Annotated in this window: 14 protein-coding genes and 1 pseudogene; 6 read left to right on the top strand and 9 right to left on the bottom strand. The window is 65.3% G+C overall.

The window, feature by feature from the left end; genetic code table 11:
- The first annotated feature begins 428 nt into the window (after positions 1 to 428).
- On the top strand, positions 429 to 1,382 hold the full coding sequence (locus tag ACVMDN_RS27210; RefSeq protein WP_076823731.1) for an AraC family transcriptional regulator: 954 nt from the start codon (positions 429 to 431) through the stop codon (positions 1,380 to 1,382).
- A 174-nt stretch (positions 1,383 to 1,556) separates the two neighbouring features.
- A pseudogene (locus ACVMDN_RS27215) lies at positions 1,557 to 2,317 on the top strand (IS5 family transposase).
- A 44-nt stretch (positions 2,318 to 2,361) separates the two neighbouring features.
- On the opposite strand, the gene ACVMDN_RS27220 reads toward ACVMDN_RS27215, so the two are convergent.
- On the bottom strand, positions 2,362 to 3,228 hold the full coding sequence (locus ACVMDN_RS27220) for a DUF2066 domain-containing protein (protein ID WP_076823726.1): 867 nt from the start codon (positions 3,226 to 3,228) through the stop codon (positions 2,362 to 2,364).
- Between the two features lie 204 nt (positions 3,229 to 3,432).
- On the opposite strand from ACVMDN_RS27220, the gene ACVMDN_RS27225 reads away from it, so the two are divergent.
- Positions 3,433 to 4,446 carry a zinc-dependent alcohol dehydrogenase family protein gene (locus ACVMDN_RS27225; protein WP_057021064.1) on the top strand — a complete coding sequence of 338 codons (1,014 nt, stop codon included), beginning with the start codon at positions 3,433 to 3,435 and terminating at the stop codon, positions 4,444 to 4,446.
- Positions 4,447 to 4,695: 249 nt separating this feature from the next.
- Here ACVMDN_RS27225 and ACVMDN_RS27230 read toward each other — a convergent pair whose 3' ends face one another.
- The gene (locus ACVMDN_RS27230) at positions 4,696 to 5,469 is read right to left on the bottom strand and encodes an enoyl-CoA hydratase-related protein (RefSeq protein WP_026193208.1); all 774 of its coding nucleotides are present in this window, start codon (positions 5,467 to 5,469) and stop codon (positions 4,696 to 4,698) included.
- A 104-nt stretch (positions 5,470 to 5,573) separates the two neighbouring features.
- Here ACVMDN_RS27230 and ACVMDN_RS27235 point away from each other — a divergent pair, with 104 nt between their 5' ends.
- Both ACVMDN_RS27235 and ACVMDN_RS27240 read left to right on the top strand, forming a co-directional pair.
- Positions 5,574 to 7,163, top strand: coding sequence for a gamma-glutamyltransferase (locus ACVMDN_RS27235; RefSeq protein ID WP_076823724.1), 1,590 nt, complete (start codon positions 5,574 to 5,576; stop codon positions 7,161 to 7,163).
- A gap of 308 nt (positions 7,164 to 7,471) precedes the next feature.
- Positions 7,472 to 7,873, top strand: a complete 402-nt coding sequence (locus tag ACVMDN_RS27240; protein ID WP_244558637.1) for a PaaI family thioesterase — start codon at positions 7,472 to 7,474, stop codon at positions 7,871 to 7,873.
- A gap of 12 nt (positions 7,874 to 7,885) precedes the next feature.
- On the opposite strand, the gene ACVMDN_RS27245 is transcribed toward ACVMDN_RS27240, so the two are convergent.
- From ACVMDN_RS27245 to ACVMDN_RS27275, 7 genes are all read right to left on the bottom strand, one after another.
- On the bottom strand, positions 7,886 to 8,581 hold the full coding sequence (locus ACVMDN_RS27245; protein WP_083714852.1) for a class I SAM-dependent methyltransferase: 696 nt from the start codon (positions 8,579 to 8,581) through the stop codon (positions 7,886 to 7,888).
- 7 nt (positions 8,582 to 8,588) lie between these two features.
- On the bottom strand, positions 8,589 to 9,083 hold the full coding sequence (locus ACVMDN_RS27250; protein ID WP_057015167.1) for a hypothetical protein: 495 nt from the start codon (positions 9,081 to 9,083) through the stop codon (positions 8,589 to 8,591).
- Between the two features lie 47 nt (positions 9,084 to 9,130).
- On the bottom strand, positions 9,131 to 12,358 hold the full coding sequence (locus ACVMDN_RS27255; protein ID WP_076823719.1) for an adenylate/guanylate cyclase domain-containing protein: 3,228 nt from the start codon (positions 12,356 to 12,358) through the stop codon (positions 9,131 to 9,133).
- A gap of 80 nt (positions 12,359 to 12,438) precedes the next feature.
- On the bottom strand, positions 12,439 to 13,731 hold the full coding sequence (locus ACVMDN_RS27260; RefSeq protein ID WP_076823716.1) for an NAD(P)/FAD-dependent oxidoreductase: 1,293 nt from the start codon (positions 13,729 to 13,731) through the stop codon (positions 12,439 to 12,441).
- Positions 13,732 to 13,745: 14 nt separating this feature from the next.
- A complete protein-coding gene (locus tag ACVMDN_RS27265; RefSeq protein ID WP_076823713.1) occupies positions 13,746 to 14,477 on the bottom strand; it encodes an amino acid ABC transporter ATP-binding protein in 732 nt (243 codons plus the stop codon).
- A complete protein-coding gene (locus tag ACVMDN_RS27270; RefSeq protein ID WP_057015170.1) occupies positions 14,474 to 15,127 on the bottom strand; it encodes an amino acid ABC transporter permease in 654 nt (217 codons plus the stop codon). The genes ACVMDN_RS27265 and ACVMDN_RS27270 overlap by 4 nt, the downstream gene beginning before the upstream one ends.
- Before the next feature lie 171 nt (positions 15,128 to 15,298).
- Complete coding sequence (locus ACVMDN_RS27275; RefSeq protein WP_057015171.1) at positions 15,299 to 16,066, bottom strand: ABC transporter substrate-binding protein; 768 nt, start codon at positions 16,064 to 16,066, stop codon at positions 15,299 to 15,301.
- Between the two features lie 182 nt (positions 16,067 to 16,248).
- Here ACVMDN_RS27275 and ACVMDN_RS27280 point away from each other — a divergent pair, with 182 nt between their 5' ends.
- A complete protein-coding gene (locus ACVMDN_RS27280; protein WP_057015194.1) occupies positions 16,249 to 16,908 on the top strand; it encodes a cupin domain-containing protein in 660 nt (219 codons plus the stop codon).
- Positions 16,909 to 17,062: the final 154 nt, after the last annotated feature.

Below are 17,062 nucleotides of genomic sequence, written 5' to 3' on the forward strand. Positions count from 1 at the left end.
GCAGCGTTGATCCGTCAGGTCTTCTTCCCTTTCTCCTCCGTTGCCAATCCATGTGCACACTTGCATGCACAGTGCTCTCCATCGTGCCTCGTTCCACTGGACGTTGTCACGAGCGAATTCTGCTGTCAGTTCAAACGATAGCGAAACGCACTATACAAGTGATGTGCACTTTGTGCCAATCTCAACCCCGAGGCGTGCAGGCTTAACGAAAGATGCTCCAATTCGATCAATCCGATCCGGTCGGCCTTATTGCTTTCTCGGAAAAACAAGCGAAAATCCGCACGTTTGCAAATCCGCATCACGATCTCGCCATGCGAATCAAACCAATTTAGGCACATTGTCGCGGGGCACACTTTTTGTACCGACTTGCACCGACTTCAAGCATTTGGTTTTAGTAGATTAATCGCGCTGCAGTTGTGAACGTGGATATGGGCCAACACCTGACGGTTAGCACCGGCGAGCTTGACGGCTTCGAGGGTCTTTACGATGCCGTCAAAGGCTCGCATGTCGATGTCATGCAGCTTGAGCGCGGCAAGTTGCGCGGCACATTGTCTCACGTCGGGATCGGTGATTTTTCGCTCAGCATCGGCGCATTCAATGTCGGGGTCCGCACCCAGCGCATCTCGACCGATCCCAAGCTGATCATCGGGATGCTGCTGAACGCGACCGACCGTGTCACGCATTGGGCGTTCGACATGCAGCCGGCCGATGTGCTGGTGATTCCGCCGTCGGTCGAGCATGACGGGGTCTTTCACAGCGCTTCGTCCTACGCGGCCATCCGCTTCGACCTCTCCGATCTGCCCGACATATTCGGCGGCGAGCCGCGGCTCGCCGACGCCGAAACCTGGCAGGCGAAGAACCACTTTCGCGCCGACCCCACGATCGGCATGGGCGCGGCGGACAAACTGCCGCGGATCGTCGCGCACCTCGCGCGCTATCCGGACGCCTTGACGGACGCGTCGGCCGACTTCTGGAGGCGCGCGATCGTCGACTGCGTGACCGCAACGGTCGTGACATCGCTGCCGCCCGACGGAACGAGCTATCTGCCGTCGGCGATGCGCTTGGTGCGCCATGTCGAGGACTATCTGCACGCCGCGGGCACGCGCCCGGTCCACGTCTCGGAAATCTGCACCGAGCTTCGGCTGTCGCGACGCAGCCTGCACCGCGCCTTCCACGAGGTGTTCGGGGTCGGCCCGGTGACTTTCCTGCGCTACAAGCGGCTCTGCATGATCCGTTCGATCCTGCGCGAAAGCACCCCGGACCAGACCACCGTCTCCAAGGTTGCGATCGAACAGGGCTTCATCGAACTCGGGCGCTTCTCGCAATATTACCGCGCGATGTTCGGGGAGTATCCGTCGCAGACGCTTGGCTACGCCGGGTAGAGCGTTTTCGAGCGAAGTGGATACCGGTTCGCGTGAAGAAAACGCGTCAAAATGAGAATCTAGAGCCCCGTTCCGATTCAATCGGAACGGGGCTCTAGGACCGATCGACATTCAGGATTCCCAAGCGGTTTGATCGCTGATTCATAGAGTTCCGTGATTCGAGACACGGAGCAGATGGTGGCGGCGAAACGATATGAGCTGACGGAGGCGCAATGGGCGAGGATTGCGCCACTGCTGCCGGGGAAAGCTGGCGACCCGGGACGTACGGCTGCGGACAATCGACTGTTCGTCAACGGATGTTTGTGGGTTTTGCGATCGGGCGCACACTGGAGCGACCTGCCGGAACGGTACGGCAAGTGGAAAACGGTGCATCAGCGCTTCAGCCGCTGGTGCCATGCCGGCGTCTGGGAGTGCGTGTTCGCTGCTCTGACCGCCGATCGCGACAACCAGTATCTGATGATCGACAGCACCATCGTTCGCGCCCACCAGCAGGCGACGAGCGGAAAAGGGGGGCCAAAGATCAGGCGCTGGGGCGTTCCCGAGGTGGACTGACCACCAAGATCCACATGCTGGCTGATGCGCTCGGCCGTCCGCTCCGCTTCATCGTCACGGCTGGGCAAGTTAATGACATCACCCAGGCGCCGGCACTGCTCCACGGCCAAAGCGGCGATGCCGTGCTCGCCGACAAGGCCTATGACAGCAACGCCCTGCGTGCGATCATCGCGGAAATCGGCGCAACGGCGGTGATCCCGTCAAACCGCACCCGCAGGATCATCATTCCGCACGACGCCGACGCATACAAACAGCGCAACCGCATCGAGCGCTGCTTTGGCCAGCTCAAACACTTCCGACGCTTGGCAACCCGTTATGACAGGCGATCTGACAACTTTACCGGCTTCATCCATCTCGCTGCCGCAATGATCTGGATGCAATGAATGTCGATCGGTCCTAGCGCGATCCAGCCGCTGCGCGCGCAAGCTCATTTCGATCGCCCCGGATCGCCATTGCCCGACAGCACCTGCGCGGCGCCGCCGATGCCGCGGAGGAAGGCTTCATCGAAGGTGACGCCGCGAAACTGCCATTTGTAATCCTTGCCGTGCCAGGCCATCCGCCATTGCGTGGCCCAGCCGAGATCCTTGTCGTCCCAGACCAGCCGACCGAGCAGGGTGGCCTCGCCTTGCGCCGCGACGATCGAACTCAGCTTCGCCGGCGGCGTCTTCAACAGTTCGGCGGCGGTGAGGTTGGCGCTCGTCAATGCCGCTGTATCGGGCAGCACGAAGCGCATGCCGCGTTTTCCGGCCGCAGCCGCAAGCGCGTCGCGTTGCAGGTCGGACTGCGTCCCGTCGGATGTGACGACGTAGTCCTTCGGGCCGTGCTGCATCTCGGCGAAGACGCCGAGCACCGGTCGCTGCGACCGCCACGGCTTGAGACCGAGCCTGGCGAGAATGCCGTCGATCTTCTTCTCGTCGAAATTCACCGTCAGGTCGTAGGGCCGGTCGCGGGTGCCCTGCTCGTCATGATGCGGCTTGCCGGCATATTGATCGTGATAGTCGAAACTGCTGACGAACGCCTTGGCCTTCGATTTGTACGCGGCAAGCCGGTGGTCGCCTGCCAGCATTGGCTGACCGGAAACCTTGATCAGGACGTCCTCCAGACACGCCCCGAAGCCTACGATGCGGTTCGGCTCGCCCTGGCCGGTGACGACGGTTTGCGCGCGGTAGAGGCTGTCGTCTGCTGCGGCCATCGCACCACCGCAAGCGATCCATGCAGCGGCAAGCAGCACGCGAACCGCGCCGCGTGCGAGCGTGGCGAGCAGATCGCGCTTCGTCTCAAGCAAGGCAGCCATGGTCACCTCCGCTCGGTCACTTCATTGACGGCTCAGATTGGCGGTATTTCCCGGTCGCGCGCCAGCGCGTTCGGGCATGGGCGCCATTCCATCAATCCCACTGCGCGCTATGGCCACGCGCGGCAGGCCTGACATATGCTCAGCGCATGCGTGGCAGCGCCGCGAGCGCAGCCCAAGACAAGAGCACCGAGCAGGAGACGTTCCGTGAAATGCTATGAGTTGCAAGGCCCCGGCGGCGTCGACGCGCTGGCGCTGGTCGACAAGCCGGTTCCGCAAGCCGGCCCGGGCGAGGTCCTGGTGCGGCTGAAGGCGGCGACGCTCAACTATCGCGACCTGCTCACGGTCAAGGGCGGTTACGGCTCGCGCCAGAAATTTCCGCTGGTGCCGGTCTCCGACGGCGCCGGCGTGGTCGAGGCGGTCGGCGCCGGCGTCAGGACCTTCGCACCCGGCGATCGCGTGATCGGCAGCTTCTTCGAAAGCTGGCTCGCCGGCGAGCCGAGCGAGGCGCGGATGCGCGCGGCGCTCGGCGGCAGCGTCGACGGTGTGCTGACCGAGTACCGGGTCTTCCCCGCGCATGCGCTGGTGCGCACGCCGGATCATCTGAATGATATCGAGGCCGCGGCACTGCCATGCGCCGGCCTCACGGCGTGGAGCGCGGTGGTCAAGCTCGGCGACCTCAAGCCGGGGCAGACGGTGCTGACCCAGGGCACCGGCGGCGTCTCGCTGTTCGCGCTGCAATTCGCCAAGATGTGCGGCGCCCGCGTCATCGCGACATCCTCCAGCGACGCCAAAATCGCGCGGCTGAAGCAGCTCGGCGCCGATGTCACGCTTAACTACAAGTCCACGCCCGATTGGGGCAAGAAGGCGCGCGAACTCACCGGACGCGGTGTCGATCTCGTCGTCGAGGTCGGCGGCGTCGGCACGCTGAACGAGTCGATCCGCGCCACCAGGATCGGCGGCACCATCGCCTTCATCGGCGTGCTCGCAGGTCCCGCCGCGTCCGACACGCGGCTGCCGCTGATGGTGATGCAGCAGCAGCGGCTGCAAGGCGTCACCGTCGGCTCAATCGAGGATCTGCAGGCGCTGTGCGACGGCATCAGCCTGCACGGCGTCAAGCCTGTCATCGACAAAGTGTTCGCGTTCGACCAGGCCAAGGCAGCGTTCGCCCACATGGCGAGTGGCGCGCATTTCGGCAAGATCGCGATTGCGATCGGCTAGCACGCCCACGATCAAGGCCTGGAGCATCCTGAGATTGCGCCGAACAGCGACGGCGCTGCGCTCCCTCGCCCCGTTCTTACGGGGAGAGGGTTGGGTGAGGGGCTGCCTCCGCATATGTCTGGTGATAGCTGTATTCGCGGAGACTCCCCCTCACCCGGAACGCATCGAACGATGCGTTCCGACCTCTCCCCGCACGCGGGGCGAGGTGAAGCGGAGCTCGCCGCTCGATTTAGGTAAGCTCATCCCGCTCTAGCGTCCCGTGAACTGAGCCTTGCGTTTCTCGACGAAGGCCTGGCGGCCTTCCTTCGCGTCGGCGCTCTCGCGGATCACCTGCTGGAGCTCGATCTCACGCCGAAACTGATCGGCGTAGCTGGCGTGCTCGCTCTCCTCGAGGAGCTGCCGCGTCGCGACCAGCGCGCGCGTCGGTCCGTCCGCGAGACGACCGGCGAGCGCCTTCGCCTCGTCGAGCAGTTTGGCATCGTCGACCACGTCGCGCACCAACCCCCACTCCTTGGCCCGCTCGGCCGGCAGCGGCTCGTTCAGCAGCATCAGGTCGAGCGCGCGCTGGCGGCCGATCAGGCGCGGCAACAGCCAGGTCGAGCCGAGATCCGGCACCAGGCCGATCCGGCTGAACACCTGGATGAAGCTCGCCGAGCGCGCCGCCAGGATGATGTCGCCGGACATCGCGAGGCTGAAGCCACCGCCGGCCGCGACGCCGTTGACCGCGACCACCACCGGCACGCGGCATTCGCGCAAGGCCTGCATCGCCGGCCAATAATGCCTCATCACGCCGGTGTAGATGTTGTCGCCGAGCGACTGGAACGCCTTGAGGTTCTGCCCGGAGCAGAAGCCGCGTCCCTCCCCGGTCAGGACCAGCGCGCGGATGTCCGGATCGAGGCTCATCTCGCCGACGGCGCGCGCGAGATCGCCGAGCAGTTCCGGCGTCATGGCGTTCAGGCTCGCGGGATCGTTGAGCGTCAGGATGCCGACCTTGCCGTCCCGTTCACGCTTCACACCAGTCATTTTCCGCTCCCTGAAATTGGTTCTTGTTGTTGCACTGACAGTGCCATGCTTGGCATGCTACGCCAACGTGTCCCACCCGCAACAAGAACAGCGAAAGCAACGCCATGTCCGACCAGTTCTCCAACTCGCAAGTGATCCGCAAGCCGGCCGTCAGCGCCAAGGGCGGCATCGTCGCCGCACAGTCGCGCCGGGCGGCCGAGGTCGGCGCGGAGGTATTGGCTGCGGGCGGCGATTGCGTCGACGCCGTGATCGCAACCACCTTCGCGCTTGGCGTCGTTGAGCCCTGGATGAGCGGCGCCGGCGGCGGCGGCGCGATGGTGCTCTATCGCGCCAAGGAGAACCGCGTCGAGGTGATCGACTACGGCATGCGCGCGCCCGACGGCCTGCGCATCGAGGATTATCCGCTGACCGGCGGCGCGGCCTCCGACCTGTTCCCCTGGGCGCGGGTCAAGGACGACCGCAACCTGCACGGCCCCGGCTCGATCGCTGTGCCCGGAGTCGTTGCCGGCATGGAGGAAGCGCATCGTCGCCACGCCAAAATGCCGTGGAAGGACCTGCTGGCGCCGAGCGTCAAGCTCGCCGGCGAGGGCCTTCTGGTCGATTGGTGGACCACCGCGATGATCGCAAGCTCCGCCGCCGATCTGCGGCGCTATCCCGCCAGCGCGGTGGCGTATCTGCAGGATGGCCTGCCGCCGAATGCGCAATGGGGCATCAGGTCGGTGGTCCGCATGCCGCAGGACAGGCTGAAGGCCACGATGGCGCAGCTCGCCGCGGCCGGCCCGCGCGATTTCTACGAGGGCGATCTGGCGCGCAGCATCGCCGACGACATCCAGGCCGCCGGCGGCACGCTGTCGGTGCGCGACCTCGCCGCCTTCCGTGCCCATCTGCGCGAGCCGTTGAAAATTCCCTATCGCGGCGGCACGGTCTATGCGACGCCGGAGCTGACCGCGGGTCCGACCATGGCGCGCACGCTCGGCCTTTTGCAAAAGGCGCTGGCGCCCGCGCAGGGCGGTCCGGATGCGGCGGCCTACGCAGCCTATGCCGAGGCGCTGCAAGCCGCCTATCGCGAGCGGCTGAAGGACATGGGCGACGTCGACGGCCGCCGCGCGCTCGGCGCCGAAGCAATCGCGCCAAGCTGCACCACGCATTTCTCCGCGGTCGACCGCGACGGCAACATGGCCGCGGTGACGCAGACGCTGCTGTCGACCTTCGGCTCCAAATTCGTGACGCCGAACACCGGGCTGACCATGAACAACGGCATCATGTGGTTCGATCCGACGCAAGGCAATCCGAACTCGCTCGCGCCCGGCAAGCGCTGCCTGACCAACTACACGCCGGTCGTGGCGCAGGCCGCCGACGGCCGCACGCTTGCCGCCGGCGCATCGGGCGGCCGCCGCATCCTGCCGGCCGTGTCGCAACTGCTCTCCTTCGTGATGGATTTCGGCATGGATCTCGACGCCGCAATCCACCAGCCCCGGATCGACGCCAGCGAAGGCGCCGTGGTGATCGGCGACAAGCGCCTGCCCGCGAGCGTGCGCGAGGCGCTGCGCGGCCGCTTCGACTTCGAGGAAGCCCGCATCCAGACCCTGCCGATGAAGTTCGCCTGCCCGAGCGTCGTGCTGCGCGACGGCGCCACCAACAGCGGCGTCACCGAGCCGTTCCAGCCCTGGGGCGACGCGGTCGCGGAGGGGTGAGTTATACGCACGACTCCTTCTCCACCGTCGTCCCGGCGCAGGCCGGGACCCATACGCCGCAGCGAGAATTGTGGATCGCGCTCGTCGTTCCAGCATCGCGAAACAACGACCATCGGTGGTTATGGGTCCCGGCCTTCGCCGGGACGACAGTGAATGTGTTGCACGACCTGTGAGTCACACGCTCGCATTCTCGCGACACGATCTGCAAAAGGTCGCGCCACTCAGTGATTTGCCGCCTTTCGCCACCCGCGCCCGCGGACATTGCATGAGCCAGACGCTCTGATACTTTTGGACCGACAACAATTGCGGTGACCGGCTTGAGTGAAGCAAGCGCAGACGTGCCGCCCGGCGCGCAACTTCTTGGGCGCGAGTGGCTGGGCTTCGACGGTGAAATCGCCACAGTCCGTTTCGAGGCGCAACCCTTGTTCACCAACCGCCATGGAACGATCCAGGGCGGTTTCCTTGCCGCGATGCTGGATTCAGCCACCGGTCTCGGCGCCCTCGCAGCGCTGCCCGCAACGCGGACCGTCGTGACGAGGACCCTCACCACGCGGTTTCTCAAACCGGCGCGCGTCGGCCCGATCACGGCCAAGGCGAAGGTCATCTCGCAGACCGACCGCGACATGATCGTCGAAGCCGATCTGATCGACGCCAGCGATGTAACGGTCGCCAGCGCCACGGCCGAGTTGCGGATTCTGGACAAGCGATAGTCCGCAGCCCGATCAGCAATCCCTACATCGCGCCAGCAGGGTGACTTCGTTCAGTCCGTAGCCGTCGACGGTCTCGACGGTGCAGCCAAGCTCGCGTTCGCAATAATCGATCCACGCCTCGGGGCTGGTGCAATAGAGCTGCACCGGCGACGCATCGGCGGCCGCCGTGCCTTCCGTCCCGCCGGTAACGAAGTTGACGCTGAAGCCGCGCAGGCTGGCGCGGCGCAGGTCGGCCAGCATCCCGGCGACAAATGCCTCCCAGGATCGGCGGCAGCCGCCGACATCGACATTCATGATGCCGCTCGCGACCGAATAGGTCGCGCGACGCAGGCCGCCCTTGCCGACCTTGAAGCGGCGCCCCGGCGCCGAGAAACGGCGGCGCGCGCGGCTGATCATGGCGAGCGACAGGTCGATCCCGAGATAGTCGATCTCCGCTTGCGGATGGCGCCTTGCGAGATAGGCGCACAGCGCGCCGTATCCGCAGCCGATGTCGTTCAGGCTGAACGGTGCGGAGAAGTCGCAGAGCTTCAGCAACTGGACGAAGCGCAGGTCCTGGGTGGCCTGGCAGGACCAGTCCACTCCGCGCGGGGTGGCGCCGTATTTGGCGACCCGCGCGCTGTAGTAGGATTCGACATCGGCATAGAGGTCGGAGAACCGCGCCCGGTCGCCTTCGGCGCCGACACCTGCGGTCTCCGCTGCGATGCTCACGTCTTGCTCATTTCTTGGCTTTGGCCCGCCGCTGCTTCGCCATCGCAGCAAGCTCCTTGCGGGCGACCTGGCTTGGCTTGGTCGGGATCGACAGAACCCGATACGACTGGGTCGAGTAGATCAGCGGCGTATGGCCATCGGCTGCAAACGTCACCTTCGGATTTTCCTTCATGGCGTGAACGCTAACGAGCACCGGCAGATACGGACCCTGCGTGAGCGCCTGCCGGAACGCCTGGACCACCCGCTTGTATCCGCTCACATTGGGCTGATCGGAAGGATAGTCCTTCAGCGTGCCGAGGAAAGTATACCAGCGCTTCCGCTCGACCCGGTCGGCCGGCTCGATCCCGATCAGCCGGAACGACTGTTCGAGGGGATGATTGGGAGAGAAGATGTCGAACTCCTTTTGCAGCTCCACCATCTCCATGATCCCGCCGGGACCAAACCGCTTGTTCAGCAGATCAAGGACATCGCGCGTCGTATCGTCTTGAATCATCCGTCCCATTAAAACCCCCTCAGTACCTTGTTTCCAGAAATGAAAAATCGTCGCGTCTAGCGTCGCTCAAGATGCAATCGAAGCTGATCGAGTTGTGGTGTGAAATAGACTGCCCCCGAGACATCGAGCAGATTCTGAGCGCCGCCGACAATCTCGTCAAGCTCCTCATGTGACGTGCTGCCCAAGGCGCAAATGATCAGGCCGCGCAGCACGGTCGCGTGCAACTCGGCGACGCGATCGGTCCTTCGCCGCGCGACCATCAGCGCCTCGTCCACCGCTTGCAGGGCCGCATGGTGGTCGGCGGCGCGATAGAGCGCCTCGGCCAGATCCGCCAGCATGCGCGCCTCGAATTCGAGGCCGGCTCGCGCAGAGCGCGCAAAGTCGATCGCTTCCTGAAGCTGGGCGGCGGCAACCTTGAAATCGCCCGCGGCGCCGCTGGCGAGGCCGGCGCTGGCGAGCGCCGCGACCCGCAGATAGGGCGTGCCGGACTGCTCGGCCAGTTCGGCGATCCTCGCCGCATGCGGCTTGGCGAGTTCCGGCCGGCCGCGGCTCCAGCCCATCTCCACCATCGCAAAATGCGGAATGAACTGCACGACGGCGGCGAAGCGCTCCGGCTCGGCCCGCAGCACCTCGGCGATCCGCCGTTCGGCTTCGTCGAACCGGCCGAGCCGCACCAGAATTCTGGTGCCGAGACACCTGATCCAGTGCTCGACGTCGAAGCCGAGAATCTGGTTCGGGTTGAGGCCGAGTGTGACGTTGTTGTGAAAACCGCCCTGCTCGGCAATCGCGGCAACCGCCACCTGCCCGGCGTCGAGCGCCTCGGCAAGACGACCCGACAGGAAGAACGCCTGGCTCAGCATGGCGTTGACCGTCGCAAACCGTCCGACGTCCCCGGTGCCGGAGGTGAGCTTCAAGGCGTCCTGCACGAGATTGACATAGTCGTCGGCCGCCGCGGTCGCGGCCAGGATTCTGCCGTAGGCGCCGAGCAGGATCGGCTCGTGCACCGGGTCCGCCGCGCGTGCGTATTTGATCGCCTCTTCGGCGTAGGGCTTGACCTCTTCGGCGGACATGCCCTCACGCCAGCCGAAGTTGAGGATCTGGCCGCTCGACATCGCTCGCAGCCGATCGACATATTCGGACGGGGGCTGGTCCTGCAGCAGGGCGCGAACCTTTTTCCAGCTTTTCATTGCCTCGGCGGAGTTGGTCTTGCCGATCCAGCGCGCCGCACGCTGCAAATGGGTGACCGCCTCCAGCGGCTGGCCCGCGGCCTCGTAGTGATAGGCGAGCAGCCCGGCAAACTCGTCGAGCTTGCCCCAGTCGAAGCCCTCGATGGCCTTGGCGACAGTCGCATGCAGCGTGGTCAGCCGCGACCGCAACTGGGTTGCGTAGGCGACCTCCTGGATCAATGGATGGCGAAACGCCAGCAGTCCCTTGTCGTAGGGCGGCAGGTCGTACAGCAGTTCGGCCTGGCGCAGCTGCGCGATGGCGTTCTGCAAATCGTCGTTCGGCAACGCCGCGACCGGACGCAGCACCGACATCGCGACCAGCCGGCCGATCACCGCCGCCGTCTCCAGCACCTGCTTGGCGATATCCTCGAGGTGATCGATGCGGGCGGCCACGACAGCCTGCACCGTTGCGGGCAGCGGCACCGCATCGACGCCATGCTTGAGCCGGTAGTTGCCGCGTTCGCCCTCGACATTGCCGCGCTCCACGACGGTGTTGGCAAGCTCCTCGATGAAGAACGGATTGCCCTGCGCGCGTTCGATGACGTTGCTGCTCAGCGAGGCCAGCGAGGGATGCCTGCCGAAATGCTCGCGGAGCAGCTCGTTCGAATCGGACCACGGCAGCGGCGGTATTGCGATCTGACGGTAGTGCGAACGCTGCATGAAAGGTGCCGTGAAGCCCGGCCTGAAATTGACCACCAGCAACGTCGCGGTGCCGACGATGGCATCGACCAGCGTCTCGACGAACTCTTCGCTCGCGGCATCGATCCAGTGCAGGTCCTCGATCATGACGACCGCCGGCGTGTCGCCGGGGCGCGCATGCACCAAGGTTCGAACGAGATCGAGCAGTTGCAGCCGCAGCGCGCGCGGATCGAGCTTCGGGGCCGGATACGCCGGATCAGCCAATCCGAGGAATTCGAGCAGCACCAGCAGTTCCTGCTCCGATGCGGCCATCTCGGCGAAGCGGTCGATGACGCGACGCCGGGATGTCTCGATCGGCTCCTTGGCGCGGATGCCGAAGATGTCGCGCAACAGCTCGAGCACGGGCTGGAACGGTGTTGCGCGGCCATGCGCCAGCACGCGGGCCTCGTAGACGCGAATGCCCTTGCGGCGGCAGTTTTCGGCGAACTCGAAGCAGAGCCGGCTCTTGCCGATGCCGGCGTCGCCGACCATGCCGACGACCCGGCCGTCGCCGCCAACTGCACGCGACAGCTCATGCTCCAACGCCGCCATCTGCTCGGTCCGGTTGACCATCGAGGTCAGGCGGCGGCCGCTGCGGAAAACGTCGCTGGCGGGCGCGCTGAGCAGCCCGGTCAGCCGAAAGACCTCCACCGGCATGGAGATGCCGCGAATGGTCTGCATGCCGAGCGGCATGACCTCGACGAATTGCCTGGCGCCGAGATAGGTGTCCCGCGTGATGAGGATCGCCCCCTCATCGGCCATCTGCTCCATCCGGTTGGCGATATGGACGTTGGCGCCGGCGGCGTCGTAGGTCTGATAGATTGTGTTTTCCACCGTTTGAACGACGACTTCGCCGGTGTGCAGCCCGACCCGGATCTGCATGCCGGGATCGGCGAGCCTGGCCACCGAATCCTGCATGGCGAGCGCGGCGAGACAGCCGCGGACCGCATGATCTTCATGCGGGCGCGGCGGCGCGCCGAACAGCGCCATGACGCCGTCACCCTGGATCTTGTTGACGATGCCGTCGTAGCGGTGGACCGCTTCCTTCATCAGGTCGAGCACCGGCTCCAGCCGCCGCATCCCGAGTTCGGGATCGCCGAGGCTGTCGATCAGATTGGTCGAGTTGCGGATATCGGCAAACAGCAGAGTGAGGTTCTTGCGTTCGCCGCCCTTGGTGCTCAGCGAACGCAGCAGCCGCTGCGAGGGCGCGTCGGGACGGACGCTGCCCGCGGCGAGCGCGGTGCCGCAGCGGCCGCAGAAGCGGCTGGAGGGCCCGTTCACATGCTGACAGGAGTCACATTTGAGGCCTAATGGCGCACCGCAATCTTCACAATAATCGTTGCCAGCCCGGTTTGCGCGGCCGCATCGCTCGCACTGCATGAACAGCCTTTCAGTAAAGACTGCGAATATATCCGACGCGCGAGATTAGCCCAGCACATTCTGTAATTGTGTTAAATGCCTCACACACCAAGGCGGTCCCGCACCCGGCCGGTCAGCACGGCCGTGATGACGCCGACCCGCCAGAAGGCGTGCATCGGGATCGGCTTGATGCCGGTCACGGGCATGTCGATCTCGGCCTTGGGGCCGCCGATCAGCCGGCGCGCCAGCTGTGCGCCCATCGCGGTCGAGAGCGCGACGCCGCGGCCGTTGCAGCCGAGCGAGATCAGCAAATTCTCCGCGGGCTCATGGACATGCGGGTAGTGATCGGCGGTGATGGCAAGGCGGCTGTTCCAGCCGTGGGTCCAGCTGACGCCCTTGAGCTGCGGCCATAGCCGCTCGGCGTAACGGATCAGATAAGCGACGTCGGTCGGCTTGCTGATCCAGCGCATCGGGCCGCGGCCGCCCATCAAGAGCCGATTTTGCTGGTCGATGCGGTAATAGACCGTGATGTGGCCGCTTTCGTAGAGCACCGGCCGGGTCGGCATGATCGCGCGCGCGATCGCCTCGGACAGCGGTGCCGTCGCCGCGATCGACGAGAACACCGGCACGATGCTGCGGCGAAGCGCCGGCCAGAGATCATCGGTAAAGCCGTTGGTCGCGAGCAGCACCTTGTCGGCGAGCACGACCGCGCGCGGCGTCTCGATCCGCCAGCGGCCGCCGTCGCGGCGCAGCCGCAGCGCCGGGGTCTCGCCATGGACGGCGGCGCCAGCCCCGATCGCGGCGCGCGCAAGACCCCGCGCATAGCTCAGCGGATGCAGGTCGCCGCCGCGCGCATCCAGCATGGCGCAGAGGTAACGGTCGCTGCCGGTCATCTGGCGCATCTCGGCGGCGTCGAGCAGCTTCGCCGGCATGCCGCGCCGGATGCATTGCTTCGCCGTGGTCGCGATCGCCGCTGCGCTGGCCTCGTTGTAGGCGGCGCGCAGCGTGCCGTTCTGCCTGGCCTCGCAGGGGATCTGGTAGCGGCGGATCAAGTCATGCGTGAAGTTGGTGGTGCCGTAGGAGAACTCGATCATGCGGCGGCCGAGATCGGTGCCGAAATCCTGCTCGATCTGGTCGGGGTCGTGCTTCAGTCCCGGATTGGTCTGCCCGCCATTGTTGCCGGAGGCGCCCCAGCCCGGCTCCTGCGCTTCCAGCACGGTCGCCAGCACGCCCTGCTCGGCGAGGTGCAGCGCGGTCGACAGGCCGGTGAAGCCGCCGCCGATGATCGCGACCGGTACGCTCTTGTCCGCTGTGAGCTGAGGCGTCGGCGTCGCCTGCACCGCGGTGTCGGCATAGAGGCTCGGTGGCAGCGGCAGGCGAATAGGCGCGTTCATTACAGGTGACCTGCTCACAGCGGATGCAGCACGCGGCGCAGGAAATCCTGGGTGCGCGGGTGCTCGGGTTGGTTGAGGACGGATTTGGCGGCGCCCTGCTCGACGATGACGCCGCCGTCGATGAACAGCACGCGGTCGGCGACGTCGCGGGCAAAGCCCATTTCATGGGTGACGACGACCATGGTCATGCCGTCGTCGGCGAGCTTGCGCATCACCGACAGCACCTCGCCGACCAGTTCCGGATCGAGCGCGGAGGTCGGCTCGTCGAACAGGATCGCCTTCGGCTGCATCGCCAGCGCCCGCGCGATCGCGACGCGCTGCTGCTGACCGCCGGAGAGTTTTGGCGGATGCACCTCCGCCTTGTCGGCGAGCCCGACCTGCGCGAGCAGCGCGCGGCCGCGGGCGATCGCCTGCTCACGCGGCTCCTTCTTCACATAAAGCGGCCCCTCGATGACGTTCTCGAGCGCGGTGCGATGTGGGAACAGGTTGAAGCGCTGGAATACCATCGAGACCTGGGTGCGGATCGCCACGATCGAGCGGTCATTGCTGTCGACGCGCGCACCTTCGACGCTGATTTCGCCGCGATCGTAGCTCTCGAGCCCGTTGATGCAGCGCAGGATGGTCGACTTGCCGGAGCCGGACGGGCCGATGATGCAGACCACCTCGCTCCTGGCGACGGAGGCGGTGATGCCCTTCAGCACCTCGACCTTGCCAAAACTCTTGTGGACGTCGCGGAGCTCGATCATTTGCGGTTCGCCTTGTTCTCGAAGTGCCGAACCAGCAGGATGAGCGGAATGCTCATGGTGAGGTACATCAGCGCCACCAGTGTGAACACGCTGGTGTTCTTGAAGGTCGAGGAGGCGATCAGCTTGCCCTGCAGCGCCAGCTCGGCCACCGTGATGGTGGACGCCTGCGAGGAATCCTTCAGCATCATGATCATGATGTTGCCGTAGGGCGGCAAAATGATCCTGACCGCCTGCGGCAGCACCACGCGGCGCATGGTGAGCCACCAGCCCATCCCGATGGTCTGCGCCGCCTCGATCTGCCCCTTGTCGATCGCCTCGATGCCGGCGCGGAAATTTTCCGCCTGATAGGCCGAATAGGCGATGCCGAGCCCGATGATCGCGGCCTGCAGCGCCGACAGCGCGATGCCGAAATCTGGCATCACGAAGTAGATGTAGAACAGCAGCACGATGATCGGGATGCCGCGGATCACGTTGATCAACGAGGCGCTGAGCCCGACCAGGACGCCGATGCCGGACACCCGCATCAAGGCCCACACCAGCCCGAGCACGGTCGAAAGGACGAGCGAGCCGACGGTGACGACGATGGTCAGCCAGACACCCTGCAGCAGGATCGGCACGAACTCGACGGCGTCATGAAAGAATTTTTGCATCGGCTCAAACGTATCCAGTCCCGACACTATTCGAACGTTACCTCCGTCATCCTGAGGAGCGGCGTCTTCGCCGCGTCTCGAAGGATGTACGGCCCGGCTGGTGGCCGTCGACCCTTCGAGGCTCGCTTCGCTCGCACCTCAGGATGACGGATCACTTCGGGACATGAATACTCACGATGCGTTGGCCTTCTGGCCCCACTTTTCTAAGATCTTGGCGATCGTGCCGTTCGCCTTCAGCTTGGCGAGCGAGGCATTGATCTTCGCGAGCAGCTCCGTGTCGCTCTTGCGGACACCGATCGCGACGGTGCCGACGGTGACCGGCTTGTAGCCGTCGACCAGCCGAACGTCGGCGAAATTGCCCTGCTGCAGATTGTAGGCGAGGATCGGATAATCGGCGAAGCCGGCCTTGAGACGGCCCGCATTCACGTCGCGCAGGATGTCGGGAATGGTGTCGTAGACCTTGACCTCGCTGAACAGCCCGGTCTTCTTCAGCGCGTCGACAAAGGCAGTACCGACCTGGGCGCCGACCACGGTGCCCTTCAGATCCTCCTGCGAGGCATAGGCCTTGGTGTCGGCCTTCGGCACCACCAAACCTTCACCGTAGGTGTAGACCGGCTCGGAGAAGTCGATCACCTCCTTGCGCGCGGCGGTGGCGAACATCGCGGCCGCAATGATGTCGATCTTGTTCGCGGTCAGCGAGGGAATCAGCGCCGAGAACTGCATCGGCTCGATCTGCACGGTAAAGCCGGCGTCCTTGCCGATCTCGGTGGCGAGATCGACCATGATGCCCTGGATCGAGTTGGACTTGGTGTCGAGGAAGGTGAAGGGAATGCCGGTCGGGGTCGAGCCGACCTTCAGCACCTGCTGCGCCCCTGACGGCGCGATCAAGGCAAGGGCAAGCGCCGCCACCGCGGCCTGGACGAGACGCTGAAACGACATCGCAACACCTCCCGAAGCTGGCCTTGGCGCCGCATCGCCCGCGCGTTTCGGGCTTTTGGTTGCGGTCGACGCCGTTCCGGCCTATTTTCACCAATATGAAATTGTGGTCACGAAACCGCGGCCAATGCAAGCGGTTTTCATGCACATGAAGGAAGCGGACTGACGTGAGCGGCGGCAAGAGAATGCGTAAAGGCGCGGCAGCGAAGCCCGCAACGGCACGCCGCGCGGCCAAGAAACCGGCCAGGAAACCGGCCGGCAAGCCGGCGGAGCCGGCGATGGATCTCGCGGTCGGACGCCGCATCCGCGACCTGCGCCGCAGCAAGGAAATGTCGCTGGAGGTGGTCGCCGCGCGCACCGATTTGTCGATCGGCTTCATCAGCCAGATCGAGCGCGGCCTGTCGTCGCCCTCGCTGCGCGTGCTGGCGACATTGGCCGACGTACTCGGCGTCGGCATCGCCGCGCTGTTCGGCGCGACGCCCAGGGATGACGGCGCCGGCGGCATCGTGACCCGCGAGGTGCAGCGCGCCGAGCTGAAGCTGTGGCGCACGGGAATTTCAAAGCAGCTGCTGAGCCCGGCCGGCAGCGAGAGCCGGCTCAACCTGTTCCTGGTGCATCTCGAGCCCGGCGGCAACACCGGCGACGAGTTCTATACCCATGACGGCGAAGAGGCCGGCCTCGTGCTCCAGGGCGAGATGACGCTGACGGTGGACACGGAGACCTGGACTCTGAAGCAAGGCGACAGCTTCAGATTCGCGAGCCGGAGGCCGCACCGGTTCTCCAATCCCGCGCGCGATGCGAAGGCCGTGGTGCTGTGGGTGAACTGCGTGACGGCGGCGGGGTGACGGCCCCACTCTCTCCGCCGTCGTCCCGGCGAAAACCATCCAGCGTCGTCCCGACCTAGTGCGCAATTGCGCACGGGGGCCGGGACCCATTACCACCAATCTTGATTGTCGAAGGGGAAGCGGCCCCAGCGTCCTGCCATAACTCACATTCGTG

It is taken from the genome of Bradyrhizobium sp. USDA 4510 (genome assembly GCF_054059095.1).